Origin of the sequence: Candidatus Schmidhempelia bombi str. Bimp, assembly GCF_000471645.3 — a bacterium.
GTDB lineage: Bacteria > Pseudomonadota > Gammaproteobacteria > Enterobacterales > Orbaceae > Utexia > Utexia bombi.
Genome location: NZ_AWGA01000012.1, coordinates 1 through 25,579, shown reverse-complemented (window position 1 = coordinate 25,579; position 25,579 = coordinate 1). Strand labels below are relative to the sequence as shown.

23 protein-coding genes and 3 pseudogenes are annotated in these 25,579 nt (G+C 36.3%); 15 read left to right on the top strand and 11 right to left on the bottom strand.

Going from position 1 to position 25,579, the window contains the following annotated elements; all coding sequences use genetic code 11:
* The coding region (locus O970_RS01390; RefSeq protein WP_024495398.1) for a laccase domain-containing protein at nucleotides 1-368 on the bottom strand (368 nt) is incomplete at its 3' end.
* Complete coding sequence (rluD, locus tag O970_RS01385; RefSeq protein WP_024495397.1) at nucleotides 368-1,345, bottom strand: 23S rRNA pseudouridine(1911/1915/1917) synthase RluD; 978 nt, start codon at nucleotides 1,343-1,345, stop codon at nucleotides 368-370. The genes rluD and O970_RS01390, both read right to left, overlap by 1 nt.
* 141 nt (nucleotides 1,346-1,486) lie before the next feature.
* On the opposite strand from rluD, the gene bamD reads away from it, so the two are divergent.
* On the top strand, nucleotides 1,487-2,218 hold the full coding sequence (gene bamD, locus O970_RS01380; RefSeq protein WP_024495396.1) for an outer membrane protein assembly factor BamD: 732 nt from the start codon (nucleotides 1,487-1,489) through the stop codon (nucleotides 2,216-2,218).
* Nucleotides 2,219-2,421: 203 nt separating this feature from the next.
* Nucleotides 2,422-2,832, top strand: a complete 411-nt coding sequence (locus tag O970_RS01375; protein ID WP_024495395.1) for a DUF3461 family protein — start codon at nucleotides 2,422-2,424, stop codon at nucleotides 2,830-2,832.
* Between the two features lie 72 nt (nucleotides 2,833-2,904).
* Here O970_RS01375 and O970_RS01370 read toward each other — a convergent pair whose 3' ends face one another.
* The 4 genes from O970_RS01370 to O970_RS01360 all read right to left on the bottom strand — a co-directional run bounded on the left by O970_RS01370 (nucleotide 2,905) and on the right by O970_RS01360 (nucleotide 6,499).
* Nucleotides 2,905-3,219 (bottom strand): YqcC family protein, encoded by a 315-nt coding sequence (locus tag O970_RS01370; RefSeq protein WP_024495394.1) that lies wholly within the window; start codon nucleotides 3,217-3,219, stop codon nucleotides 2,905-2,907.
* A complete protein-coding gene (locus tag O970_RS09800; protein WP_166667064.1) occupies nucleotides 3,219-3,374 on the bottom strand; it encodes a hypothetical protein in 156 nt (51 codons plus the stop codon). Before O970_RS09800 ends, O970_RS01370 begins: the two co-directional genes overlap by 1 nt.
* A gap of 37 nt (nucleotides 3,375-3,411) precedes the next feature.
* Entirely contained in the window at nucleotides 3,412-4,266 is an 855-nt protein-coding gene (gene ypfJ / locus O970_RS01365) for a KPN_02809 family neutral zinc metallopeptidase (protein WP_024495393.1), read from the bottom strand.
* 640 nt (nucleotides 4,267-4,906) lie between these two features.
* A complete protein-coding gene (locus tag O970_RS01360; RefSeq protein WP_024495392.1) occupies nucleotides 4,907-6,499 on the bottom strand; it encodes an ABC-F family ATPase in 1,593 nt (530 codons plus the stop codon).
* A 267-nt stretch (nucleotides 6,500-6,766) separates the two neighbouring features.
* Between O970_RS01360 and O970_RS01355 the strand changes: the two are divergent.
* The 9 genes and pseudogenes from O970_RS01355 to tsaD all read left to right on the top strand — a co-directional run.
* Nucleotides 6,767-7,996 (top strand): annotated as a pseudogene (locus O970_RS01355) (DEAD/DEAH box helicase); the annotation flags it as partial.
* A 402-nt stretch (nucleotides 7,997-8,398) separates the two neighbouring features.
* Complete coding sequence (gene ppdD / locus O970_RS01350) at nucleotides 8,399-8,848, top strand: prepilin peptidase-dependent pilin (RefSeq protein WP_024495390.1); 450 nt, start codon at nucleotides 8,399-8,401, stop codon at nucleotides 8,846-8,848.
* Between the two features lie 20 nt (nucleotides 8,849-8,868).
* Complete coding sequence (locus O970_RS01345) at nucleotides 8,869-10,302, top strand: ATPase, T2SS/T4P/T4SS family (RefSeq protein WP_105291827.1); 1,434 nt, start codon at nucleotides 8,869-8,871, stop codon at nucleotides 10,300-10,302.
* 2 nt (nucleotides 10,303-10,304) lie between these two features.
* Nucleotides 10,305-11,501, top strand: a complete 1,197-nt coding sequence (gene hofC, locus O970_RS01340; protein ID WP_024495388.1) for a protein transport protein HofC — start codon at nucleotides 10,305-10,307, stop codon at nucleotides 11,499-11,501.
* A 9-nt stretch (nucleotides 11,502-11,510) separates the two neighbouring features.
* Nucleotides 11,511-12,257, top strand: a complete 747-nt coding sequence (locus tag O970_RS01335) for a prepilin peptidase (protein WP_024495387.1) — start codon at nucleotides 11,511-11,513, stop codon at nucleotides 12,255-12,257.
* A 33-nt stretch (nucleotides 12,258-12,290) separates the two neighbouring features.
* Nucleotides 12,291-12,920 carry a dephospho-CoA kinase gene (gene coaE, locus O970_RS01330; protein WP_024495386.1) on the top strand — a complete coding sequence of 210 codons (630 nt, stop codon included), beginning with the start codon at nucleotides 12,291-12,293 and terminating at the stop codon, nucleotides 12,918-12,920.
* A 4-nt stretch (nucleotides 12,921-12,924) separates the two neighbouring features.
* Complete coding sequence (gene zapD, locus O970_RS01325; protein WP_024495385.1) at nucleotides 12,925-13,674, top strand: cell division protein ZapD; 750 nt, start codon at nucleotides 12,925-12,927, stop codon at nucleotides 13,672-13,674.
* Between the two features lie 45 nt (nucleotides 13,675-13,719).
* Nucleotides 13,720-13,944: a DNA gyrase inhibitor YacG gene (yacG, locus tag O970_RS01320; RefSeq protein ID WP_024495384.1), complete on the top strand. Its 225-nt coding sequence runs from the start codon at nucleotides 13,720-13,722 to the stop codon at nucleotides 13,942-13,944.
* On the top strand, nucleotides 13,944-14,972 hold the full coding sequence (tsaD, locus tag O970_RS01315; RefSeq protein WP_024495383.1) for a tRNA (adenosine(37)-N6)-threonylcarbamoyltransferase complex transferase subunit TsaD: 1,029 nt from the start codon (nucleotides 13,944-13,946) through the stop codon (nucleotides 14,970-14,972). Before yacG ends, tsaD begins: the two co-directional genes overlap by 1 nt.
* Nucleotides 14,973-15,211: 239 nt before the next feature.
* On the opposite strand, the gene plsY is transcribed toward tsaD, so the two are convergent.
* Nucleotides 15,212-15,793, bottom strand: coding sequence for a glycerol-3-phosphate 1-O-acyltransferase PlsY (gene plsY, locus O970_RS01310; RefSeq protein WP_275055000.1), 582 nt, complete (start codon nucleotides 15,791-15,793; stop codon nucleotides 15,212-15,214).
* A gap of 139 nt (nucleotides 15,794-15,932) precedes the next feature.
* Nucleotides 15,933-18,761: pseudogene (gene uvrA / locus O970_RS01305) on the bottom strand (excinuclease ABC subunit UvrA); the annotation flags it as partial.
* A 250-nt stretch (nucleotides 18,762-19,011) separates the two neighbouring features.
* Here uvrA and O970_RS01300 point away from each other — a divergent pair.
* The 4 genes and pseudogenes from O970_RS01300 to O970_RS01280 all read left to right on the top strand — a co-directional run bounded on the left by O970_RS01300 (nucleotide 19,012) and on the right by O970_RS01280 (nucleotide 23,429).
* A complete protein-coding gene (locus O970_RS01300) occupies nucleotides 19,012-19,524 on the top strand; it encodes a single-stranded DNA-binding protein (protein ID WP_024495380.1) in 513 nt (170 codons plus the stop codon).
* Between the two features lie 1,345 nt (nucleotides 19,525-20,869).
* Nucleotides 20,870-22,270: an SIR2 family protein gene (locus O970_RS01290; RefSeq protein ID WP_024495379.1), complete on the top strand. Its 1,401-nt coding sequence runs from the start codon at nucleotides 20,870-20,872 to the stop codon at nucleotides 22,268-22,270.
* A 62-nt stretch (nucleotides 22,271-22,332) separates the two neighbouring features.
* Nucleotides 22,333-22,762: pseudogene (locus tag O970_RS10185) on the top strand (TIR domain-containing protein).
* Nucleotides 22,763-22,787: 25 nt separating this feature from the next.
* Nucleotides 22,788-23,429, top strand: coding sequence for a TIR domain-containing protein (locus O970_RS01280; RefSeq protein ID WP_024495378.1), 642 nt, complete (start codon nucleotides 22,788-22,790; stop codon nucleotides 23,427-23,429).
* Between the two features lie 153 nt (nucleotides 23,430-23,582).
* On the opposite strand, the gene O970_RS01275 is transcribed toward O970_RS01280, so the two are convergent.
* The 3 genes from O970_RS01275 to O970_RS01265 all read right to left on the bottom strand — a co-directional run.
* Nucleotides 23,583-23,765, bottom strand: coding sequence for a Trm112 family protein (locus O970_RS01275; protein WP_024495377.1), 183 nt, complete (start codon nucleotides 23,763-23,765; stop codon nucleotides 23,583-23,585).
* A gap of 16 nt (nucleotides 23,766-23,781) precedes the next feature.
* Nucleotides 23,782-24,771, bottom strand: a complete 990-nt coding sequence (gene lpxK, locus O970_RS01270; RefSeq protein ID WP_024495376.1) for a tetraacyldisaccharide 4'-kinase — start codon at nucleotides 24,769-24,771, stop codon at nucleotides 23,782-23,784.
* On the bottom strand, nucleotides 24,771-25,579 hold an 809-nt coding region (locus O970_RS01265; RefSeq protein ID WP_024495375.1), incomplete at its 5' end, for an ATP-binding cassette domain-containing protein. The genes O970_RS01265 and lpxK, both read right to left, overlap by 1 nt.

Sequence of the window (25,579 nt, the reverse complement as noted above, 5' to 3'; positions counted from 1 at the left end):
GCGGCGGCGACTTCATCGCCGGCCTGAGAACAAAATAAAATAGGTAAGCAATCTGCGGTCATAATAATACAGACTTGTCCAGGTTGGGTGGTATAACTACCATCTGCCTGTGTAGATTGTGTCGATGAGTGGTGATCGAGATGAATCACTCGTGTACCGTGTACTTGATCTAACCATACGGGCTCTTGCGGTAATGCGGCCTTTTGCATTAATAAAGTCCGATTTTGCCCCACGGCGGTGGGGTTATCCCCCACATGCATGCCTAAATTGAAACTCGCATAAGGTGTAAGACTCACTCCGCCATGCCGTAATGTGCTACATGCATGTACATTTTTAGGCGTAGGCCAGTTGGGATATAGAATGGTCATTACCAATCAATCTCATCTTTAAATTGTTCACGATCTTGTTTAAGTGCTTCAATAAGCTGTTGCATATCATCAGGAATCGGTGCATGCCATTCCATCTCTATCCCCGTTATCGGATGGTATAGTCTTAACATTGTCGCATGCAGAGCTTGACGATCAAAATGACGTAAAGTGGTCATTAATACTTCTGAAGCACCTTTTGGTGGACGTGGTCTGCCACCATAAAGCGGATCACCAATGAGTGGATGGGCAATATGCGCCATATGCACACGTATCTGATGAGTACGTCCTGTTTCGAGACGTAAACGCAAGCGTGTATGAATACGAAAACGTTCCATAATTCGGTAGTGGGTGACCGCAGGTTTACCTAGTGGGTAAACGGACATATGCGTACGTTTTGTGGGATGACGAGCTATCGGTTCATCAACCGTTCCTCCTGCGGTCATAATCCCCATCGCGATGGCTTCATATTCTCGGGTGATTTCTCGACGTTGTAATGATTCGACTAAATGTGTTTGTGCTGGTATATTTTTAGCAACGACCATTAGTCCTGTGGTGTCTTTATCAAGACGATGTACGATACCAGCACGTGGTACGTTGGCCAGCTGTGGATAATGATAAAGTAAGGCATTGAGTACGGTACCATCAGGATTCCCTGCCCCAGGATGGACAACAAATCCTCGTGGTTTATTGATAACTAAAATATCTTCATCTTCATAAACAATATTCAAGGGTAAATTTTGGGGTTGATAATTGATCTCGTCTGCAATGGTCGCTTGAATCTCAACTTGCTCACCACCTAATACTTTTTCCTTTGGTTTATTAACCATTTGACCATTAACGGTGACTTGCTGATTAATAATCCACTCTTTGATCCGTGAACGGGAATAATCAGGAAAAAGCTCTGCTAATGCTTGATCTAAACGTTGACCTAGTTGTTTTTCGCCAACGATGGCACTTAATTTAATTTCATTTGACATATAATAAATTCTTGGTAATTTAACATTCAATCCGATTATTGATAATAAATGGATAATATTCAGTTTAATGATATTATAAATTAGAGTATCATAACCCCCTATATAAGGGTTAATGATTATTTTGAAATATTGAGAATACCAATGAAATTATACCAACAATTTTTAGCAATTGGCCTTTCTGTATCCATGTTGGCAGCATGTAGTTCTTCACGCATTGATTATAGTGATGTTCCAGAATCAGATCTCTTTAGTAAATCTCAAGCAACCTTGGACGATGGCGCATTTAAAAGTGCAACCACGTTATTAGAAGCAATGGATAAGAGTTATCCATTTGGTCCCTACTCACAACAAGTACAATTAAATTTAATTTATACTTATTATAAAACCTCTGAATTTCCTGTAGCTATTGCCTCTATTGATCGTTTTTTAAAACTAAATCCTACTCATCCTAATGTCGATTGGGTACTTTATATTCGTGGTCTATCTAATATGGTATTAGATGATAATCAAATTCAAGGTTGGTTTGGCGTGGATCGTTCCGATCGAGAACAAGATTATGCCATTGCTGCGTTTAAAGATTTTACCTATTTAGTCAATAATTTTCCTAATAGTGATTATAGCTATGATGCACAGCAACGCTTAATTTTTCTTAAAAATCGATTAGCTAAATATCAATATAAAATTGCACAATATTATACTAAACGTGAAGCTTATGTCGCTGTGATTAACCGCGTTGAAAATATGTTAACGATGTTCCCAGATACGCAAGCGACGCGTAATGCCTTACCTTTAATGGCTAATGCTTATCATCAATTAGGTTTAACCGCCGAAGCAGAAAAAGTAGAACGATTAATTGCGGCGAATCCTGAATAGAAGCATAATAATTTGCCGTAGAATAGCCATTTTTATTGTGCATATTTGATTAGATAAATTGGTCAATAATGAACGGTTTTCATATTAAGTTATTGGAGTTAAATATAACCAAATAACATTATTCATCACGCAATTGATGAAGTTGCGCTAAGATTAACGTTATTTTACTGAAATTTGTGACGCATTTAAGCAAGGAATGATAAATGTATACTAATTTAAAAAAGTTGGGGATTATTAATCCTGAAGCGATTAGTCATTACACCTTACGCCAAGAAGGCGTTAATGATATTCTTAAAATTTATTTCCACAAGGAAAAAGGAGAGTTTTTTGCTCGTAGCCTTAAATTTAAATATCCAAGACAACGTAAGACCGTTACCGTCGATAGTCATGGCGATCGCTATAAAGAAGTAAAAGAGATTAATCCTGTACTGTTACATCTTATTGAAGAGTTAGATAAGCTTAAACTGACACAGAAAGTAAAAGATGTTGAGTTATCAGCTAAAATTTTGACCGATTTAAAACATTTACAACAGGTTATTAATAATAAAATTGCTGAAATCGAAATGGATATACATAAATTACAGCAATTAGAAAAAGAACGCGAAAGTAAATAAAGTAATCGATGAGTTATTCTAAGCGATAAAGGATAACTCATTATTGCTGAGCTTATATGTTAAGTATTAAGACTAACACGTTTCGTCAATCCTTTTTAACCACTGTAATAGTGGTCCATAATTTGGTTGGGTTAAGGTTTGTTCAAAATAGGGATGGATAGCGATATTATTTGGTAGATCTGCCCCAACCTCAAGTAAATAGCGCATTTTAGGTAAGAAGATCCATTGTAGCCATTGTGTTGGTGTTAAGGTATCAATCGCAAAAGGCTGCTGACTAGCTAACGCTGCTGAAGTTGGCGCACTACTTTCCCATAGTTGAAGGTTTTTTAATTCTAATTCAATCTGATTTAATATGAGATTGATATCTGTTCGTTTATTGTTTGTCATCATTTATTGTATTTACCCGTAGATTCAATACCTTTTTCTTCAATATTGTATGGATTACATAAGTGAATCGGGTATTTGAAAAATAAATTATCACTATCAACAAACCGCTTAATAGTTAAGCGGGGGGTATGATGGATGAGTAATCGTGTGATCATTACTTATCCATCAAGTTATCGATATCGTATTATATAATTATAAATTATCGTTAAAAGTATCACATTGGTTTATATCGCCATATTCAAAACCACGCATAAACCAATCATGACGCTGCTGAGACGTGCCATGCGTAAAACTATCAGGTATCACTCGGCCACCTTGCTGTTTTTGCAAGCGATCATCGCCAATCGCTTGTGCCGTTCGCAATGCCGAATCAAGATCACCGGTTTCTAAAATATTTTGACCATCAAGTGATTTACCCCAGACACCAGCGTAACAATCGGCTTGTAGCTCCATCATGACCGATAGTTGATTAACCCGCTTCTCGCTTTGACCTTGTTGTAATTGTCTGACTTTCGAGGCCGTCCCTAATAAATTTTGGACATGATGCCCGACTTCATGAGCGATAACATAAGCTTGCGCAAAGTCACCACCACCGCCAAGTCGCTGCTTCATTTCATTGTAAAAAGAGAGATCGATATACACCGTACGATCTGCTGGACAATAAAAAGGTCCCATCATCGATTGCCCTACGCCACAACCCGTACTGGTTGCTTGCGTATATAAGACTAATTTAGGCTTTTGATACTGACGTCCCATTTTTTGGAATAGGGTTGACCACGTATCTTCCGTCGAGGCCAGTATGACTGAGGTAAATTTTGCTGCTTGTTGTTCAGCAGGATTTGGTGATTGCTGTGGCTGACTTATCACAGTAGATTGACCATTACTATTTAATAAAGGCGATAAATCAATACCATAATAACCCGCGATCAGGACGATAATAAAAAGTATAATTTTATTTTTTCCTCCGCCCAAACTAAAACCACCAGTGCGAGGCGCACCGCGGCGATCTTCGACATTATCACTCTCTCTACCATTCTGCCAACGCATAACGCTATTATCCTTATTGCTTAAATATTTTAGTTTAAATCTTAGCATAGTTTAAGATGATATCTAATAGCTATGCCACTAGTACATCACCGAAATAATCAGTAACTTATATTCTTATTAAATTTTAACATTAGTGATACCCCTTATGCTACACACTAACTGATCAATTTCAGCCAATAAGTTAACTTATTATGAGTAATAATGGTAAAAATATATAACAAACCCAAACATTATATTATATAAACAACTTAACTATCTTAGTAAGGATTTGAATTTAAAGGGGGATATGTTTATTTGAATAGGCTAAATTTTGATAGCTACAAAACCGATAAACCGATAAACCGATAAACCGATAAACCGATAAACCGATAAACCGATAAACCGATAAACCGATAAACAACATTGTATTATTTATTGTTTTTTAGGCAACATATAAATATTATTACGCTATGAAATTTTTCTTGGTTTCAATAAACTATTTAATTTGTTAAAAATGTTATTTTGCGCTCTTACTTTTATCTGCATGATATAAAAAAATCAAAACCAATAATAAAATATGGCAATGAGTTTATGTGATTTATTCGCATAAATATAAGCAATAGCACAATTAACGATCCCGTACTATTGCTTATTTACTTAATTAATCGAGCCCACGACTACGCAGATAGTCTTCATAATTGCCTGTATAATCAATGACCTCATTTGGTGTAATCTCGATAATTCTTGTGGCCAATGAACTAACAAATTCACGGTCATGTGATACAAAAAATAAGGTACCTTTATAAAGATCTAAAGCCATATTTAAGGATTCAATCGATTCCATATCTAAGTGATTAGTTGGTTCATCCATAACAATAATGTTAGGCTTTTGCATCATCAATTTACCAAATAACATCCGTCCTTTTTCGCCACCAGATAAAACTGTCACGCGCTTTTTGATTTCATCTTGTGAAAAGAGTAACCGTCCAAGAATACTACGCACAACTTGCTCATCATCATTGGCTTGTTTCCACTGACTCATCCACTCAAATAATGTTAGATCTTGGCTAAATTCATATTCATGATCCTGGGCATAGTAACCGATATTCGCATTTTCAGACCATTTAATTTCACCTTGTTTAGCGGCTAATTCGCCCATTAACGTTTTTAATAAAGTGGTTTTACCAATACCATTGGTCCCTAAAATAGCCACTTTCTCGCCAACCTCAACCATTAAATTTAGATCTTTAAACAGAGGACCTTGTTCAAAACCTTGGGTTAATTTTTCAACCACTAAAGCGTTGCGATACAGTTTCTTTTCCTGCTCAAAACGAATAAATGGATTTTGTCGACTCGAGGCTTTTACTTCTTCCAGTTTGATTTTTTCTATCTGTTTGGCGCGGGAGGTCGCTTGTTTAGATTTAGCCGCATTGGCACTAAAACGACTTACAAACGATTGTAATTCGCTAATTTGCGCTTTTTTCTTGGCATTATCAGCTAGCAAACGTTCACGCGCTTGCGTGGCAGCGGTCATATAGTCATCGTAATTACCTGGATAAATGCGTAGTTCACCATAGTCTAAATCCGCCATATGAGTACATACCATATTAAGAAAATGGCGATCATGGGAGATAATGATCATCGTACTTTCACGTTCATTAAGTATATTCTCTAGCCAACGAATAGTATCAATATCAAGGTTATTGGTCGGTTCATCCAATAATAGAATATCTGGATTTGAAAATAGGGCTTGAGCTAACAATACGCGCAATTTCCAACCAGGCGCAATTTCACTCATTAACCCATAGTGTTGCTCAATAGGAATACCTACACCTAATAAAAGTTCACCTGCGCGCGCTTCGGCACTATATCCATCCATTTCTGCGTATTGAACTTCAAGATCGGCAACCTTATACCCATCTTCTTCACTCATTTCAGCTAAGGCATAAATACGATCGCGTTCCTGCTTAACGTGCCATAATTCTTCATGCCCCATAATTACCGTATCTAACACGCTAAACGACTCAAAGGCGAATTGATCTTGGCGTAACTTACCTAAACGTTGGTGAGGATCTAAGGCCACATTGCCCGCAGTTGGCATTAAGTCGCCGCCTAGAATTTTCATAAATGTGGATTTACCGCTGCCATTAGCACCGATCAAACCGTAACGGTTACCATTACCAAATTTAACGGAAATATTTTCAAATAGCGGCTTACTACCAAACTGCATGGTAATATTATTTGTACTTAGCACTGAATTACTCTCGGTTTATATAAAAGATAAAATATGGCGCACATTATGGCATATTCACCCTTTATGCGCGAGCTTAGTAATAATTCATGAATTAAATTCAAACAAATAATAGCAGATAGATTTAACCTAAATATATTTTAACGAGAAGTAGTTAGATTAAAATCATTCATATTATCAAGGCTGATATTTAGCCTAAATAAATAAAGGCAATCTCATCCATTTGCTTTATACTAATGAGGTTAATTAAATTTTTATCAGGATAAATTCATGTCATTTGATACGCTTGGTTTGACTACCGAGATTTTAAGCGCAATTCAACAGCAACATTTTGTTTCACCGACGCCTATCCAACAACAAGCCATTCCTCTTATTTTAGCCGGTCACGATGTGATGGCCAGCGCCCAAACAGGCACGGGAAAAACCGCTAGTTTTGTATTGCCCATTTTGCAGCAATTAAGTTTAATCAAGGCAAAATTGGATAAAAATAAGGTAATCCAAAAAGGAAAACGTCGATTATATAGTGTAATTTTAGCCCCAACCCGCGAGTTAGCCGCACAAATTGGTGAAAATATTCGCGATTATAGTCGTGATTTACCCATTCGTTCCTTAGTCGTGTTTGGTGGGGTGAGTATTAATCCACAAATGATGAAATTACGCGGTGGAGTGGATATTTTAGTTGCAACACCTGGGCGGTTATTAGATTTAGTGCAAAAAAATGCTATCGATTTATCCACCGTGAAAACCTTAGTGTTGGATGAAGCAGATCGTATGCTAGATATGGGATTTATTCATGATATCCGCCGTATTATAAACAAACTCCCAACAAAACGGCAAAATTTGCTTTTTTCTGCGACCTTTTCCCCAGAAATAAAAACCTTATCCCAAACCATTTTACGTCAACCTAAAGTCATTGCGGTTTCGAAAGAAAATAGTACTTCAACACAAGTTAGTCAATTTGTCCATAGAGTAGATAAACGGCGTAAACGTGAATTATTATCTTATTTAATTGGCAAAAATCAATGGCAACAAGTGTTAATTTTTACCCGAACTAAATATGGTGCCAATCATTTAGCTGATCAATTAAATAAAGATGGAATTAAAGCCATGGCAATTCATGGTGACAAAAGCCAAGGCGCAAGAACCAAAGCACTGGCAAACTTTAAACAGGGTCAAATAACCGCGTTGGTAGCGACCGATATTGCGGCACGCGGATTGGATATCGATCTGTTGCCTTATGTGGTTAATTACGATTTACCGCATGTTGCCGAAGATTATGTACATCGCATAGGTCGCACAGGTCGCGCACAAAATAGAGGGCAAGCGATTTCATTAGTCTGTGTTGATGAACTCGCACAGCTTAAAGCCATTGAGCAGTTAACCAAAACCAACATGACCGAAATAACCACTGATGGGTTTGCTGTAGATCCCACTATTCAACCAAAAAGTGGGGCAAAAAGCGTTGTATCTAATAAAGCTAAACGTCCATCAAGTGCAAGATATCATCATCAAAAATGATTGCCTGTTACTTATTATCAGTCATGAACTAAATGGGCTTTTCATGATAAAAGTGTCAATTCCTCGTTGATTAACATCAATATAAAACTTTCTGGATGAATAAGGTTAGTTTCAATCACTAACCGCCGATTATCCGCTGCCTTTATTATATTTAATTGGGTATGCCTGATTCTGTTATTGTGCTTATTACTTATTACCTATTGATTATCCACGATGATGATTGATTAAGTGAATGAATCGCTAGCTTTCATGCAAAAGTAGCGATCGTGACGCAATTTTTACTATTTTTTTGCTAATTAGCCCTCATTCTTATGGCTTAGATTGATCACTACAGTGCCCAACAGTCTATAAAGTGATGACGTGACAGATTACAGGAAATAATGCATGCGACTTTATCGACCAAAATCGACATACCAATCGGGTTTCACTTTATTTGAATTAATGATAGCAATTGCCATTATTGCTATCTTGACGGCAATTGGCGTCCCAACTTATCACGGATATATCCAAAAAGCAGCGCTAACCGATATGCTACAGATGATGTCTCCATATAAAACAGCGATTGAACTCTGCGCATTTGAACAAGCGGGGTTGAGCGGCTGTAGTAATGGCAATAAAAGTATTCCAACTAGTCGTCATAGCCATTATGTTGAAAAAATTATCGTCACCGATGGGGTGATTACGCTCACCGGTAAGCAAACCCTTTTAGGTCTGACGACCAAGCTGATTCCGTCATTTGATCCTTTATCCGGACAAATACATTGGCAAAGTGAGTGTTCATCATCAAAAAATATCTCATTGATTGATGCATGTCATGATCTGTTCCGCTTTTAATGGTGATAGTGAGGAATAGCATGTCATATATAAATAAATCTATTACCGCCAATATCATTAATCAATGTAACTATTACCAAGTTATACCTCTTAATGATGATATGCATACATTAACTATTGCGGTGGCTGAAGTTGACAGTAAACGCGATGCACAGCTTGGTTTTGCAATTAATCGCAAAATTAATCCTGTGGTTTGGAGCATAGCTAAATTCCAACAAGCGTTGGTACAGTTAACATTACTATCAAATAACCATGTTAATGACCAGCCATGTATTTCGATACCCGAACAGCTATCAGCTACAGAGATTGTTGATCAACTATTATTATCGGCGATAAAACAACGGGCATCAGATATTCATTTTGAACCTTATCAACATGAATATCGGGTGCGCTTTCGTATTGATGGGGTATTACATATTGTTAAACAAATTCCTCCCGAAAATGCAATGCAAATTGTAACTCGACTTAAAATCATGGCCCAATTAGACATTGCTGAACGCCGTTTACCTCAAGATGGCCAACTTACTTTTGAGATAGATAATCAAAAATGGGCAATGCGTTTATCGACCTTACCCGTAACGGAAGGTGAAAAAATTGTACTGAGAATCATGCAACAAGTTAAGCAGAAAATTGATATCAAACAATTAGGTCTAAATCAGTCTGCACTTAAATGCTACTTAGCAACCTTGCATTTACCACAAGGGTTAATTTTAGTCTGCGGGCCCACTGGTAGCGGTAAAACCATGACCCTTTATAGCGGTTTGAATATATTAAATCAGCCACAACGAAATATTTGTAGTGTCGAAGACCCGATTGAAATCCCATTAACGGGGGTGAATCAAACGCAAATAAATATCAAATCAGGTTTAACCTTTAGTCATGTGTTGCGTGCCTTTTTACGTCAAGATCCTGATGTGCTGATGGTAGGCGAAATTCGAGATAAAGAGACCGCCCAGATTGCTATACAAGCGGCGCATACCGGTCATCTGGTATTATCTACGCTTCATACCAACTCAAGCAGTGAAGCTATTTTAAGGTTGCAACAGATGGGTATTGCTAGTTATTTATTAGCGTCTGGATTAAAACTTGTCATTTCACAACGACTATTACGATTGCTTTGCCCTGCTTGTAAAAAAATAGCACCACAGCCCTTGCCTATCACTACTTCAACAGATTTTGAGCATTTCGAAGCGAAAGGCTGTACACAGTGTATAGGTGGTTATTATGGACGCATTGGTATCTACGAATTGTTGCCGATTACAACATCGATTCAACAGCAATTATTATCCCAATCGCTGATTTCGATCCCTGCTATTGATCAATTAGCGATAAAACAAGGTATGGTATCGCTTTATCAATCCGGTATAGAGTTAGTTAAACAAGGAAAGACCTCTTTTGCCGAGCTAACTCGAGTGGTTGGAATCAATCAACAATCTGATAAGAAAATGGTTTAACAATGAAGAATAAAAAAATCTATTTTTGGTTGGGGTTTGATCAACAGCGCCAATTGCAACAAGGTGAAATAATCGCCAATTCACTTACTCAAGCTAAACAGCTTTTAATGCAAAGAAAATATATTCCTATAAGAATTAGATTAATACAGCGGGTCTCAAAAACCCGTTTTAAAAAGCAAGCACTATTATTGATTACCCAACAGTTAATCACTATGTTAAAAGCAGGTTTACCATTAATGCATAGTTTAACATTGATTATTGATCAACATGACCATGCCTGCTGGCGAATCGTGATGGGTGAAATTAAGATGTTAATTAGTTCTGGTTATTCACTGTCTGACGCCTTAAACCACTATCCTTCTGTTTTTCCGATGGTATATCGTCAATTAGTTAACACGGGAGAACACACAGGCCAATTAATTTTTTGCTTACAAGAATTAGTGATACAGCAAGAAAAAGGATTGCTATTAGAAAAGAAAATTAAACAATCATTACGCTATCCACTGTTTTTAATCATAATGACTCTTATCGTGACGGTAATTATGCTCCTTTTCGTTTTGCCGCAATTTGCAAAAATTTATGCTGATTTTAATACCGAGCTCCCCTATTTTACTCAGCTAGTTATAACAATTTCGGCTTATGTTAAGCAGACATCTCTCTATTTTTTACTGGGGATGTTACTCACTTATTTAAGTAGTTACTACTATTTTTACCCACAATATAAAGCTACTATTCAACGAAAATGGTTAACCATGCCAATCATCGGCAAACTATTACATGATCACTGTTTAACACGGCTATTCCAACATTTAATGTTAACCCAACGTGCAGGTATTCCACTATTGCAAGCTCTTGATCTTGCTGTCCAGAGCATGCCGTATCATATCTATAGCCATTCATTAATTCATATAAAAAAACAAATTGAACAAGGTTATACCCTTAGCCAAGCGTTACAACAAGATAAAGTCATCTACTCCGATTTATGTATACAGTTTATTCGCGTTGGTGAACAATCAGGAACCTTAACCCACATGTTAACGACCTTAGCTCAACATTACCAACAACAAACCGAACAATTAACCTCACAACTTACCCAGAAAATCGAACCCATAATGATGCTAATAATGAGTATCGTTATTGGTAGTTTAATTATTGCAATGTATTTACCCATATTTCAATTGGGTCATATTATATTATAAGGATCGATGATGGAACTGTTGATGATGACTATCACTGGCAGCTGTATTGGTAGCTTTTTACATATGCTACAAACTCAATTTATTGCAACATCCCCTTATATAAATTCGTTAAAAACGATTGGTTGGTGTCGATCATGTTGTTCAACGTGTCAACATCCTTTAGGTTTTAAGCAACTTATTCCTTTATTTTCATGGTTATGGTTACGGGGGCGTTGCTATTATTGCCAAACCCCTATTCCTATCAGTCATGTCTATTTCGAATTACTATTTGCCTGCTTATTTGCTTTTGCCGATATTTGGTTTTCTGACCATTATCAATTAATTCTATTTTTATTACTGAGCTGTTGGTTTTATTTATTAGCACTTTATGATATTAAATTTTTTTTATTACCTGATTATTTAACCTTATCTTTATTAATCACTGGTGTATTGATTAGTTATACCGATTATGGAAGGATAAATATTCAACAAGCAGTGCTAAATAGTAGTGTACTATTTATCATGTTATTGCTTCTTGCCTATCTATTTTATTATTATCAAGGTTACGCAGGGCTTGGCTTTGGCGATATAAAACTGTCTGCGGCTTTAGGGTGTTGGTTTAAATTTGATCAACTACCGTTAATTTTTATTATTAGCAGCTTGCTAGCACTTATTTACTTCACCATTATTTGGTATAACAATCGTAAAACATTTATAAAAATACCTTTTGGTCCCTTTTTATTATTTGGCGCTTGGAGTGTTCTTCTCTATAATTAACGCAGATAAATATAACGCTAAATAAATTATAAGATGAATCGTTTACCATTTATTGTCGCATTGACGGGCGGTATTGCATGTGGAAAAACTACCGTTGAGCGAATTTTTGCTGATTTAGGCGTACCCATTGTTGATGCGGATAAAATTGCCCATCAAGTCGTCGAAAAAGGATCGATTGCCTTAAAGAAGTTAGTTGAACATTTTGGGGAGCAGATTCTCCACTCCGACGGCAGTTTAAATCGAGCTTATCTAAGAAGCATTATTTTTAATTCACCCGAAGCGCGCTTATGGGTGAATGCACTATTACACCCAATTATTCACGATGTAACGTTAACGCAATTTGCAGCGATTAACGCACCTTATCTATTATGGGTCGTTCCGTTGTTAATTGAAAATAAGTTATATCAGGAAGCCAATCGGGTGTTAGTCGTTGACTGTGATCCATCAGTTCAGCGCCTACGTTTACAAGAAAGGGATCAAATTGATAAAGGATTAGCGGAAAAAATGTTGTTATCACAAGTCAGTTCAGAAGTACGCCGTCGTTTTGCCGATGATATTATTATAAATAATGATGATTCGATAAAATTAATACCTTTGATTATGGCATTGCACCATAAATATCTCAATTTGGCAAATAAATATAACCCTCATGTAATAGGTTAATATTATGATCCAATCTGAGCCTAAAATTGTATTTGAACATCCTTTAAATGAAAAGATGCGTACTTGGTTACGTATTGAGTTTTTATTTAAGCAATTGGATACCCATAAGGTATTTAATAGTGATAATGCCTTATTATTTTTTCATTCGTTAAGTGAACTATTAGAAATTACTGAACGTAACGATCTTCGTAGTGATTTATTAAAAGAATTAGAACAACAAAAACAGAAATTAGAATGTTGGCTAAATGTTGAAGGCGTTAACATTGCTTTATTAACCTCAATTTTAGATCGTTTGTCTATGTTAGCCCGCGAATTAAATACCAATCCACGTCTTGGGCTAGAGTTAAAGGATAATAAGTTTATTTCCTCGATTCGCCAACGTTTAGCGATTCCTGGTGGATGTTGCTGTTTTGATCTACCATCCTTGCATTTTTGGTTACACCTTCCTCAATCGGAGCGCGATCAGCAAATACAAAACTGGATTAGCTGTTTTTCCTCCCTTCATGATACACTAACCACTTGCATGCAGTTGATTAGACAATCATCGGTGTTTAAACCGTATGCTTGTATCAATAATTTCTATCATGATAAGAGTAATCAAGCAGAATTATTGCGTATTCGTATTGCCAAGTCCTACCGAATTTATCCGCAGGTATCAGGTCATAAATCGCGTTATGCTATTCGCTTTTTTCCTTTTAATGTCGATATGCCTAATGACGATAGAAATCTTGAATTCGAACTCGCTTGCTGTTAGTGTTTAACGATGAATTTATTTAAAGTACAGTAGAATCTAAAAACGATGAGTAATACTGAAATCATAAATGTAAAGTGCCCAACGTGTCAAAAGCGTGTTGAATGGAGTGTAAATAGCCCTTACCGTCCTTTTTGTAGCAAACGCTGCCAGTTAATTGATTTGGGCGACTGGGCTAATGAAGAGAATCGGCTACCAAGTAATGAAGCCATTACCGATGATGAGATTTGGAGCGAACCACAATTGCACTCTTCTGATAAGAAGGATAAATAATGCGTATTTTAGGTATTGAAACGTCATGTGATGAAACAGGTGTCGCTATCTATGATGATAAACGAGGGTTAATCGCGAATCAGCTTTACAGCCAGATTGACCTACATGCGGATTATGGTGGTGTGGTGCCTGAATTAGCTTCACGCGATCATATTAGAAAAACCGTGCCGCTCATTCAAGCGGCATTAAAAGAATCAGGACTTACCGCAAAAGATATTGATGGTGTTGCTTATACGGCAGGACCAGGGTTAATTGGTGCCCTATTAGTTGGCGCCTCAATTGGACGTGCCTTAGCCTATGCGTGGAATGTCCCCGCTGTCCCCGTACATCATATGGAAGGTCATTTATTAGCCCCCATGTTAGAAGAAAAGGCGCCCGATTTTCCTTTTATTGCTTTACTGGTTTCAGGCGGTCATACACAGTTAATTAGCGTGACGGGGATTGGTGAATACCAATTGCTTGGCGAATCTATCGATGATGCAGCCGGTGAAGCTTTCGATAAAACAGCCAAATTATTAGGGTTGGATTATCCGGGCGGCGCCAAATTATCTAAACTGGCCGAACAAGGGAATAGTCAACGTTTTCATTTTCCACGCCCAATGACGGATAGACCAGGTTTACAATTTAGTTTTTCAGGTTTAAAAACCTTTAGTGCGAATACAATTCGTCAATACACTAATAGTGAAAACAGACTTGATACACAAACCCGTGCTGATATTGCGCGAGCGTTTGAGGATGCATTAGTTGATACCTTGGTGATTAAAGCAAAACGTGCACTAGAACAGACTGGATTTAAACGTTTGGTCATTGCTGGTGGCGTGAGTGCCAATAAGACCTTGCGTTATCGTTTACAACAATTAATGCAGGAAAGAAAAGGCGAGGTTTATTATCCAAGAGTAGAATTCTGTACCGATAACGGCGCAATGATTGCTTATGCAGGTCTTATTCATTTAAAACAGCAACAATCGGCCGATTTAGCCATTACGGTTAAGCCGCGTTGGCCTTTAGATCAATTATCCACCTTTTAACGAATACCGCACTCCATTTATCTACTTGATAAATTGGAGTGTTATCGGGTAACCAAATAAAAAACGATCTTCTGCTTTTTGTGCCTAACCATCTAAGCAACAATATTTACTCTGTTCTAACCATATTATTAGGCTTTAGCATAATAATAAAACTTGATAGTAATAGTTTTAGTTAATAAATTTAATTGGTAGTTTATATCAATAACTCGTAGCAAAATAATTTATAACGAAAAGCCTAATTAAGGCTTTTTGCCAATTTTGTATTCTTTACCTTGCAATAAGCGCTGAATATTATCGATATGTCTAGCTAAAATCATACAAGATAACATAGATACTGGTAAGGTTAATTCAGGTTTAAATAACCACACATAACCAGGGGCTAACGTGAAACTCACAATAGCCCCGATAGATGAATAACCAGATAGCCATGTGGCTAATAACCAAGTAACTGAAAAAGCGCCAGCAAAGTCCCAACCGATCGCTGCCATCGTCCCGAATGCCGTTGCAACGCCTTTACCGCCTTGAAATTTAAAAAAACAAGGATACATATGACCTAAACACGCAGCAATACCAATAAAACCTAAAAACATAGGGGCAATCCCCATGCGATAAGAGATCAAGACAGGGATCATTCCCTTTAACATATCAATAATCAGAACGATTAATGCTGGAATCACACCACTAATTCTTAACATATTCGTGGCACCAGGATTTTGTGAACCGTGATAACGTGGATTAGGTAGATGCATTATTTGACTAACTATAATTGCACCAGACAATGAGCCAAATAGGTAGGCTACGATAATCATGCTAATAATCAATAAATAATACAAGGTGTCATTCCTAATTAGTTGTATAACATCACTGAATCGTGTCTGTTTTGCTGGCTGTTTTTTTATTAACGCCAGCTTTTTTATCTGCTTTTTTCTTAGTAGAGACCGATGACTTCACATCCGCTGTCGTTTTGTCTAAAATTGGTTTTAAATAGTGTCCTGTATAAGAGTTTTTTACTTTAGCAACTTGCTCAGGCGTACCTTCAGCAATAATTTTACCTCCGCCATTTCCCCCTTCAGGACCAAGATCAACAATCCAATCTGCTGTTTTTATCACATCTAAGTTATGCTCAATAATCACCACAGTATTACCTTTGTCGCGTAATGCATGTAATTGCGTAAGTAACTGCTTAACATCAGCAAAGTGTAACCCAGTGGTAGGTTCATCTAAAATATATAATGTACTTCCTGTATCACGCTTCGATAGTTCTTTTGACAATTTTACCCGTTGTGCTTCACCCCCCGATAACGTCGTTGCTGGCTGTCCTAAGGTAATATAAGATAATCCAACATCAACTAAGGTTTGTAATCGACGGGCAATCATCGGCACTGCATCAAAAAATGCTCTCCCCTCTTCAACGGTCATCTCCAGAATTTCGTTGATGGCTTTACCTTTATATTTAATTTCTAATGTTTCACGGTTGTAACGTTTACCATGACATTGATCACAAGCAACATAGATATCGGGTAGAAAATGCATTTCAACTTTAATCATGCCATCGCCTTGACAAGCCTCACAGCGTCCCCCTTTAACATTAAAACTAAATCGACCGGGAGTATAACCACGGGCGCGTGCTTCCGGAACACCCGCATAAAGTTCACGAATAGCGGTAAAAAAGCCAGTATACGTTGCTGGATTAGAACGTGGCGTTCGACCAATAGGACTTTGATCAATAGCAATCACTTTATCAAAATAGTTAAGACCTTCAATCGCTTTATAAGGTGCAATATCACTCTTTTCCGCGCCATTTAATTCATTTTGGGCAATAGGATATAAAGTATCATTAATCAGTGTGGATTTACCCGATCCAGATACCCCTGTAATGCAGGTAAATAATCCTACAGGAATATTTAATGTCACGTTTTTTAAATTGTTTCCTGTGGCGCCGATAACACTTAACATCCGTTTTGGATCCTTTTTGACCCGTTTTTTCGGAATAGCAATTTTTTCAACGCCTGACAAAAATTTACCCGTTATTGAATCGGGATTGGCCATAATCTGCGTTGGTGTCCCTTGTGCCACAACTTGCCCACCATGCACACCAGCACCGGGACCTATATCGATAACATAATCAGCGGCGAGAATAGCTTCTTCATCATGCTCGACCACAATCACAGTATTACCTAAATCCCGTAAATGAATTAAGGTTTCAATTAAGCGGGTATTGTCTCGCTGATGTAAACCAATAGACGGCTCATCCAGCACATACATCACCCCCACTAATCCTGCGCCAATTTGGCTAGCTAAACGAATTCGTTGTGCTTCACCTCCAGATAAGGTTTCAGCCGAACGGGATAAGGTTAAGTAGTCGAGGCCAACATTAATTAAGAACTGTAATCGATCATTAATCTCTTTTAATATTTTATCGGCAATTTGTGCCGCTTGTCCGGTTAAGGATAATTGATCAAAAAAGTGTTTCGCCTTTTGAATACTTAAATCAGTGATTTCTGGAAGATTGGTTTCACCAACAAACACATTGCGTGCTTCAACGCATAACCGCGAACCATGACAATTTGGACATGGGCGGTGACTAAGATATTTCGCTAATTCTTCTCGAATCGTTTGTGAATCGGTTTCTCGATAGCGACGATTTAAGTTATTAATAATCCCTTCAAATGGATGGCGACGTAGCACTACATCCCCACGATCATTGGTATATTTAAATTTAATCTCTGTCTCCCCTGAACCATTTAAGATGATATCCTGGATCTCAGAGGGCAAATCTTGAAACGGCGTATCAATATTAAAGTCATAATGTTCAGCTAAGGATTTAAGCATTTGAAAATAATAAAAATTGCGTCGATCCCATCCCTTAATAGCGCCAGCGGCTAATGAGACCTCAGGCATTTGTAAAATACGTTTAGTATCAAAATATTGCTGTATACCTAATCCATCGCAATCGGGGCATGCACCGGCCGGATTATTAAACGAAAACAAACGTGGTTCAAGTTCAGCTAAACTATAACCACATATTGGACAAGCAAAATTAGCTGAAAAGAGTAATTCTTGCTGTTTAGGATCATCAAGATTAGCGACAGAAACAATACCATTAGTTAAATCTAACGCTGCTTGTAATGATTCGGCTAAACGGGATTTGACATCATCACGAATACGGAAACGATCGACAACCACTTCAATGGTATGTTTTTTTTGTAATTCCAAAACAGGCGGCTGTGAAAGATCGTAAATTTCCCCATCAACACGTACCCGAATATAACCATCCGTGGACAACTGCTCAAATAATTTAACATATTCCCCTTTTCGTTCTTTTATCACTGGGGCTAAAATCATATAACGATTATCCGCAGGCAGCGCCATGATCGCGTCTACCATCTGTGAAATGGTTTGTGCTTTTAATGGGAGATGGTGATTAGGGCAGCGAGGCTCCCCCACCCGCGCATAAAGCAGACGTAAGTAATCATAAATTTCTGTAATGGTACCAACAGTTGAACGTGGATTATGGGATGTCGACTTTTGTTCAATAGAAATAGCTGGCGATAAACCTTCAATATGATCAACATCTGGCTTTTCCATTAATGATAAAAACTGGCGTGCATAAGCTGACAGTGATTCAACATAACGACGTTGGCCTTCGGCATACAGTGTATCAAAAGCTAACGATGATTTACCTGAACCCGATAGCCCCGTAATAATCACTAGTTTATCTCTGGGAATCGTTAAATTAATATTTTTCAGATTATGAGTTCTTGCACCACGAATTTCAATATCTTTAATTGACATATACGCTCTTAGATTAGCTGGGAAAGACAGGGTATTTTATCAAAATTTAAGCGATAAGTGCAGCATTAATCATTTATCCTTAACGGTTTTAAACTATTTTAGTAATTAATCAAAATATAACAAAATAATGTTAAATTACACTCAAAATACAAGCACAATCAAGAATCGCTATTAGGATAAGCTGTAATCATGATACAATATTCAACATTTTTATAAGTCTGTATATTTTAGTTAGGAGCGAATAATGGCCAGTCGTGGTATTAATAAAGTTATTCTAGTGGGTAATTTAGGACAAGATCCAGAAGTGCGTTATTTACCGAATGGTGGCGCAGTGACCACCATTAGTGTTGCGACGTCGGAGACGTGGAAAGATAAGCAAACCGGCGAGCCGAAAGAACGCACTGAATGGCACCGCGTTGTTATTTTTGGTCGATTAGCAGAAATTGCTGGTGAATACTTACGCCGTGGTTCACAAGTTTATATTGAAGGTGCTTTACAAACCCGCAAATGGCAGGATCAAACTGGTCAAGATCGCTATACGACGGAAGTCGTAGTAAATATTGGCGGTGTATTACAAATTTTAGGATCTCGTAATAATAATAATAATGATATGACCGCTAGCACACCAAACCAAAATTGGGGACAAAGTGCAAATAATATTCCTTCGGCACCTGCTCCGCGTCCACAGCCAGCACCACAAGCAGCGCCAATGACCCAAGAGCCGCCAATGGATTTTGATGATGATATTCCTTTTTGAATACCATAATAAGATAATCGTAGAATAAAATATAAAGAAACCAAGAGAGGCATTTAATATCAATGCCTCTCTTTTTTACATTCATTTTTACATACTTCACACCCTATATTCGTATTCATATATTACTTATATAAAATACAATTATATGTATAGATAAACATAACTCTTTTGGCATGCAGCTATCCCAGTTAAATTAGCTTTATAGGAAAAAGGAACGGATATAGACGCTCAAAAGACTGAAATAGATAATTTAGAGGCAATGATCTATATAAATCAATGAAGCTATAGCATGCCAAAAATTCTTATAACAGAAGAGAATCTAGAAGATATTATTATGTTAATCAATACTTGACAAGACAAACTAATATAGGACTTACTTTATCCTAACGTTTTGGAATTGTTGAACATTAAAAGTATTGAAATACAATGGCTAGCCATTATCCTGATATATAAAAATCCTTTAGCAAACAAAAGAAAAAATAAAAAAAAGAGAAAAACTAATACTGAACAAAATATAAAATTTGATTATCTACAAGAATAAGTTAATAATTAAAAAGTTCATGTACACGCTTAAAAGAAATCAATGAGCGAGCTAAACAACAATTTATTGTATGGCAATATAATGCATATATGCATAGAATTACAAACGATAAACTCAATAAAACTGCATATTACAGTTCATTGCCAACATGGATAACATATTTCAGATTTCACAAGTATATTTTAAAAAAAGTATAGTGCTTTTTAATGCAAATAAGCTCTATCTGTTATCTGTCATGGTAACTAACTACAAATTGTTAAGACAGACAATAGTTCTATTTTACGTTAAGGCTTTAAAGAAATAGTGAGAAGTACTTGCAGTCACACAGAAAACTATTTAGGCTTTGAGAAACTTACTCCTACAGCTATAAATTAATTTATCCGTAAAATAGTTTTTCATGAGCCAGATGTCAAAAGAGAAAATATATTGTTCATCATATACAAGTTTAAATGGTGAACATTTGAAAGTACAGGCTGCTTTTAGATGGTTTTATTTATATAAATAGCTATTTTCCCTAACTTTTTAGCACTCTCTAAAAAATAATTCATTGTAAATTAGAAGTATGATTATTATTTTCTAAAAACACACTATTGGAGACGTAATTTCAATGCAAAGGATTCTTACTACACGATCCAACATAGGCAAGCTAACAGCCTGAACAAGAGATTGGCACAGCGCTAGTGGTTTATGTGGTAACTGAATTGGAGAAGAGTTTTCAAGGCTTAATATATTTTATATGACTTTCCTTGAAAATCAGAATTTCACCCTGTTATAAATAAAACATTTTATCTGAAAAGGAAATTTATGAATAAAGAAAAATTAATTAAAGAGTTAGCAAATGAATTGTCAGCAAACAATCTAGCTATTTTTGCTGGAGCTGGCTTGTCAGTTTCTGCTGGATTTATAGATTGGAAAACACTGCTCCAAGATTTGGCTGAAGAGATGAATTTAAATATTGATAAGGAAGAAAGTGATTTAGTTTCTTTAGCTCAATATTATGTTAATAGTAAAAATGGTAACCGTTCAAAATTAAACCACCTTATTTTAAATGAGTTTTCTCAAAATGCTACGTTAACAGAAAACCATAAAATTTTAGCCAGATTACCTATAGATACATTTTGGACAACAAATTATGACTCAATGATAGAAACTGCATTAAAAGATGCTGGGAAAATTGTTGATGTAAAACATTGTGTAGAGCAACTTTCTGTATCTATTCATAAAAGAGATGTTGTAGTCTATAAAATGCATGGTGATGCTTATTTTTCAAGTCAAGCTGTACTTATTAAAGATGATTATGAAAAGTTTCATTTGACAAGAAATGATTTCTTTACTGCTTTACGCGGTGATTTATTAAAAAAAAGATTTTTATTTTTAGGATTTAGTTTCTCTGACCCAAATATTGATTATATTTTAAGTCGAATTCGAGTATCGTATAGTGAAAATACAAAAGAACATTTTTGTATTTTGAGAAATGTTCAAAAAACAGACAAAGAACAAAAAGATGAGTTTGAATATAGACAGCGTAAACAAAAATTATTTATATCAGATTTACATCGTGTTGGGATTAATACACTATTGATTGACGACTATTCAGAAATTACAGAAATTTTAAAAAATGTAGAGAAAGCTCAAAAACGCAAAACAATTTTTATTTCTGGTGCTGCGGAAGATTATTCCCCTTACTCACGACAAGAAGTCGAACAATTTGTTTCTTCGCTATCTCAAGAAATTTTAAAATTAGGTTATCGTATTGTTACAGGGTTTGGACTGGGGATTGGTAGTTCTGTTATTTCTGGTTCTATTAAATATTTAACAGAACAAAGACTAAAAATAGATGAAGATTATTTGATACTTCGCCCCTTCCCACAAAATAAAGAGGGGAAACAGCTTTGGTCTGCTTGGCGAGAAGATATGATTGGCTATGCGGGTATATCTATTTTTCTGTTTGGTAACAAATTAGAAGATGGGAAAATAATTTTATCTAATGGTATGCAAGAAGAGTTTGATATCTCTAAGAAAAATAAAAATATTTTAATCCCTGTTGCTTGTACAGGTTATATGGCAAAACAGCTTTGGGAAAATGATCTAAATAAAGAGTGTGATGACAATATTAAAACTGAAATGCAAATGTTATCTCAAGAGAATTTAGGATTAGATTTATTAAAATCTAATATTTTATCAATTTTAAAAAAGGTAAAATAATGATGGCAAGGAAAGTATTCTATAGCTTCCATTTTGATAATGACGCTTGACGTGCTGCTCAGGTGCGTAATATGGGAGTAGTTGATGGTTCTGAACCATTAAAAGGAAATCATTGGGAATGATGTTAAAGTTAAATCTGATAAAGATATTAAGGAATGGATTAAAAACAATCTAAAGGATAAATCTTGTTTTGTCGTCTTAATCGGTGAGAAAACATCAGAAAGAAAGTGGACCCAATACGAAATTGAAACTGCTTGGAGCTTAGGAAAAGCTGTATGTGGAGTGTATATTCATAAATTAAAAAATGCTAATGGAGAACAATCAGAAAAAGGAAAAATTCCATTTACTAAAATCACAATAGATAATGAAAATTTATCTAATATAGTTTCTGTATTCGAATCTTCATATCTTTGTAGTCAATATGTCTATGATGATATAGAAGAAAATCTTGAAGATTTAGTTGAAGAAGTAATTTCTATTCGTAATAAATAACTAGTAATTTTTTAAGAGGATTCTCATGGGAAACAAAGTTTTTATTTCTTATAAATATTCAGATAATTTTGTGCAGCAATTGAAACCATATGATTTTTCAAACACAACAACCGCTCGTGATTATGTTGATATTATTCAAGAAAAATTTAATCGTGATGGCATTCATATCAATAAAGGTGAAAAGGATAATGAAAGCTTAGATAATTTTAAAGATGAAACTATCCGTTCAAAACTAGCTGATAAAATTTTTGACAGCTCTGTTACGATTGTTCTAGTTTCTCCTAATATGAAAGATACTTGGAAAGCTGAAGAAGATCAATGGATACCTTGGGAAATATCTTACTCACTCAAAAATAAAAGTCGTTCAGATAACAAAAGCAAACGAAATGCAATTTTGCTGGTTATATTGCCAGATAGAAGTAGAAACTATGATTATGTAGAATCCAATTGGTTTAATCCGCATAGTTTCTATTTTGATATTATTCAGAAGAATTTGGATAACTTACATCAACCATATAAAGCATATAAATTAAAAGAATCTTGTTCTCAATCATATATGCTACAGTGCAACTGGGATTGCTTTATATCTAATCCTTATGCTTGGATAGAGGCAGCAATAGAAATTAAAGACAATGGAGATAAATACAACATCGTAGCAAGACTTTAATTTAAAACTATCATCTAGATCTTAGACCTTGTAAATAAGCGCATGAATTTGCCAGTTAAATAAAGGTGACAAATTTACTCTTCACCCCTAACAGGCAAATACACAATATGTAAGATAGTGTCGAGATCGCCCTGTATTAAACAGGGCTTTTTTTTATTGTTCCACCTCAGATTCGGGTAAGTTGACTGCTTCCGATGTCAATAATACTGGAATATTATCTCTGATAGGGTAGGCTAATTTATCTTGCTGACAAACCAGCTGCTGTTTACTGTTATCATAATCGAGTTGCCCAAAACAGCGGGGGCAAACAATCGATTTTAATAGGTGCATTTCCATTTTTATTACCTGTCGTTTAGCTATTTAGTTTATTACAAATATGATCAATAAATAGTTTATCCAATTGCGCATCCACCGGTACATACCACCAATTGCTTTGGGCAAAAGCATGACACTTTACCGCATCCTTTTCAGTCATTAATAACACCTGCGTATCATCAGCCAATGGTAATAACTGCTGACGCGTAAAAGCATGATGATCAGGGAACGGGTATTGCTTTTCAATATTAATTCCCATCCCTTGTAACATTGTAAAGAAACGTTCTGGATAACCAATGCCCGCTAATGCTTGTATATGTTTTAATTGTTTAATATCACACTGTTCGCCAGTCAATACATTGATTGCTTTAGCAGGTTTTAATTGCATAGTAAATGCTGGAATATCATGGGGTAAAGGAATTGGCACTTGTAATTCACCATTTGTTACAATGACATCAACGTTTTCTAGGCGTTTGGCAGTTTCACGCATAGGCCCCGCCGGCAACCACCAACCATTACCAAACCCATTTTTACTATCAATAACGGCAATTTCAATGCTACGCTGAAGAGCGTAATGCTGTAGTCCATCATCCGCAATAATAATATCTATAGGATAGTCGGTAATTAACTGTTTAACCGCGTCAACACGCTTTGGTGCAATGGCTAAAGGTACATGCGTACGTTGGTAGATTAAATAAGGTTCATCACCCGCTTGGTATGCGGATACCTGATCGGTAATGATCAATGGATAATGCTCACTATGTCCACCATACCCACGGGAAACCACACCAACTCGATATCCACGTGCTGTAAGTTGTTCTATTAGATAAATGACTAAAGGCGTTTTACCATTTCCCCCAACGGATAAATTACCAACAATAATAACAGGTATCGGTGCCTGCCACGAAGGGAGTATTCCCCATTTATATAGACTGCGTCTTATTAATGTGACGCAGCCATAAAGCAATGAAAAGGGGACGAATAACCAATAAAATTTATTGGCGCCTGACCATATTTTCTTGATCATTAGTTCTGCTTACCAAACTGCATTTGATACAATTGCGTATAAGCCCCATTTTTTGCCAATAATGTTTGATGATTGCCACGTTCTAGAATTTTTCCATCATCAATCACTAATATCTCATCGGCCTTTTCAATCGTTGAGAGACGATGCGCGATTACGATAGCAGTTCTACTTTTTTGTAGCTCTTCAAGTGCTGATTGTATGGTTCTTTCCGATTCAGTATCTAGCGCAGAAGTAGCTTCATCTAAAATAAGAATTGGATTATCGCGTAATAGTGCTCTTGCAATGGCAATACGTTGACGTTGTCCACCAGATAAAAGCACACCATTTTCACCAATAATAGTATCTAATCCATTTTCCATTTTTTCAATAAAGTCCATGGCATGAGCTAAACGCGCTGCATTTTCGATTTGCTCTCGACTATACTGATTTGGTCGACCATAAGTAATGTTATTAGCGATAGTATCGTGAAATAAATGCACATTTTGCGATACTAAACCAATCTGATTACGTAATGAACGCAAGGTATATTCTTTTAAATTATGACCATCGAGTATAATCTCACCTTGCTCAATATCATAAAAACGAGTTAATAAACTGGCGATTGTTGATTTCCCTGAACCAGAACGCCCAACTAAAGCAATGGTTTTCCCCGCTTCAATCGAGAAATTTACATCACTTAAGGCAGGAAAATCACGGTTTGGATAGGTAAATGTCACATGCTTAAATTCAATATCACCTTTGGCTCGATTTATTTCAATAGTTCCATGATCTTGTTCTACCGGCGAGTCAAGTAACTGGAATAGAGTTT

Coding starts and splice junctions, on each gene's coding strand:
- rluD (WP_024495397.1), bottom strand. CDS start 1,345: ATGTCAAATGAAATTAAATTAAGTGCCATCGTTGGCGAAAAACAACTA.
- bamD (WP_024495396.1), top strand. CDS start 1,487: ATGAAATTATACCAACAATTTTTAGCAATTGGCCTTTCTGTATCCATG.
- O970_RS01375 (WP_024495395.1), top strand. CDS start 2,422: ATGTATACTAATTTAAAAAAGTTGGGGATTATTAATCCTGAAGCGATT.
- O970_RS01370 (WP_024495394.1), bottom strand. CDS start 3,219: ATGACAAACAATAAACGAACAGATATCAATCTCATATTAAATCAGATT.
- O970_RS09800 (WP_166667064.1), bottom strand. CDS start 3,374: ATGATCACACGATTACTCATCCATCATACCCCCCGCTTAACTATTAAG.
- ypfJ (WP_024495393.1), bottom strand. CDS start 4,266: ATGCGTTGGCAGAATGGTAGAGAGAGTGATAATGTCGAAGATCGCCGC.
- ppdD (WP_024495390.1), top strand. CDS start 8,399: ATGCGACTTTATCGACCAAAATCGACATACCAATCGGGTTTCACTTTA.
- O970_RS01345 (WP_105291827.1), top strand. CDS start 8,869: ATGTCATATATAAATAAATCTATTACCGCCAATATCATTAATCAATGT.
- hofC (WP_024495388.1), top strand. CDS start 10,305: ATGAAGAATAAAAAAATCTATTTTTGGTTGGGGTTTGATCAACAGCGC.
- O970_RS01335 (WP_024495387.1), top strand. CDS start 11,511: ATGGAACTGTTGATGATGACTATCACTGGCAGCTGTATTGGTAGCTTT.
- coaE (WP_024495386.1), top strand. CDS start 12,291: ATGAATCGTTTACCATTTATTGTCGCATTGACGGGCGGTATTGCATGT.
- zapD (WP_024495385.1), top strand. CDS start 12,925: ATGATCCAATCTGAGCCTAAAATTGTATTTGAACATCCTTTAAATGAA.
- yacG (WP_024495384.1), top strand. CDS start 13,720: ATGAGTAATACTGAAATCATAAATGTAAAGTGCCCAACGTGTCAAAAG.
- tsaD (WP_024495383.1), top strand. CDS start 13,944: ATGCGTATTTTAGGTATTGAAACGTCATGTGATGAAACAGGTGTCGCT.
- O970_RS01300 (WP_024495380.1), top strand. CDS start 19,012: ATGGCCAGTCGTGGTATTAATAAAGTTATTCTAGTGGGTAATTTAGGA.
- O970_RS01290 (WP_024495379.1), top strand. CDS start 20,870: ATGAATAAAGAAAAATTAATTAAAGAGTTAGCAAATGAATTGTCAGCA.
- O970_RS01280 (WP_024495378.1), top strand. CDS start 22,788: ATGGGAAACAAAGTTTTTATTTCTTATAAATATTCAGATAATTTTGTG.
- O970_RS01275 (WP_024495377.1), bottom strand. CDS start 23,765: ATGGAAATGCACCTATTAAAATCGATTGTTTGCCCCCGCTGTTTTGGG.
- lpxK (WP_024495376.1), bottom strand. CDS start 24,771: ATGATCAAGAAAATATGGTCAGGCGCCAATAAATTTTATTGGTTATTC.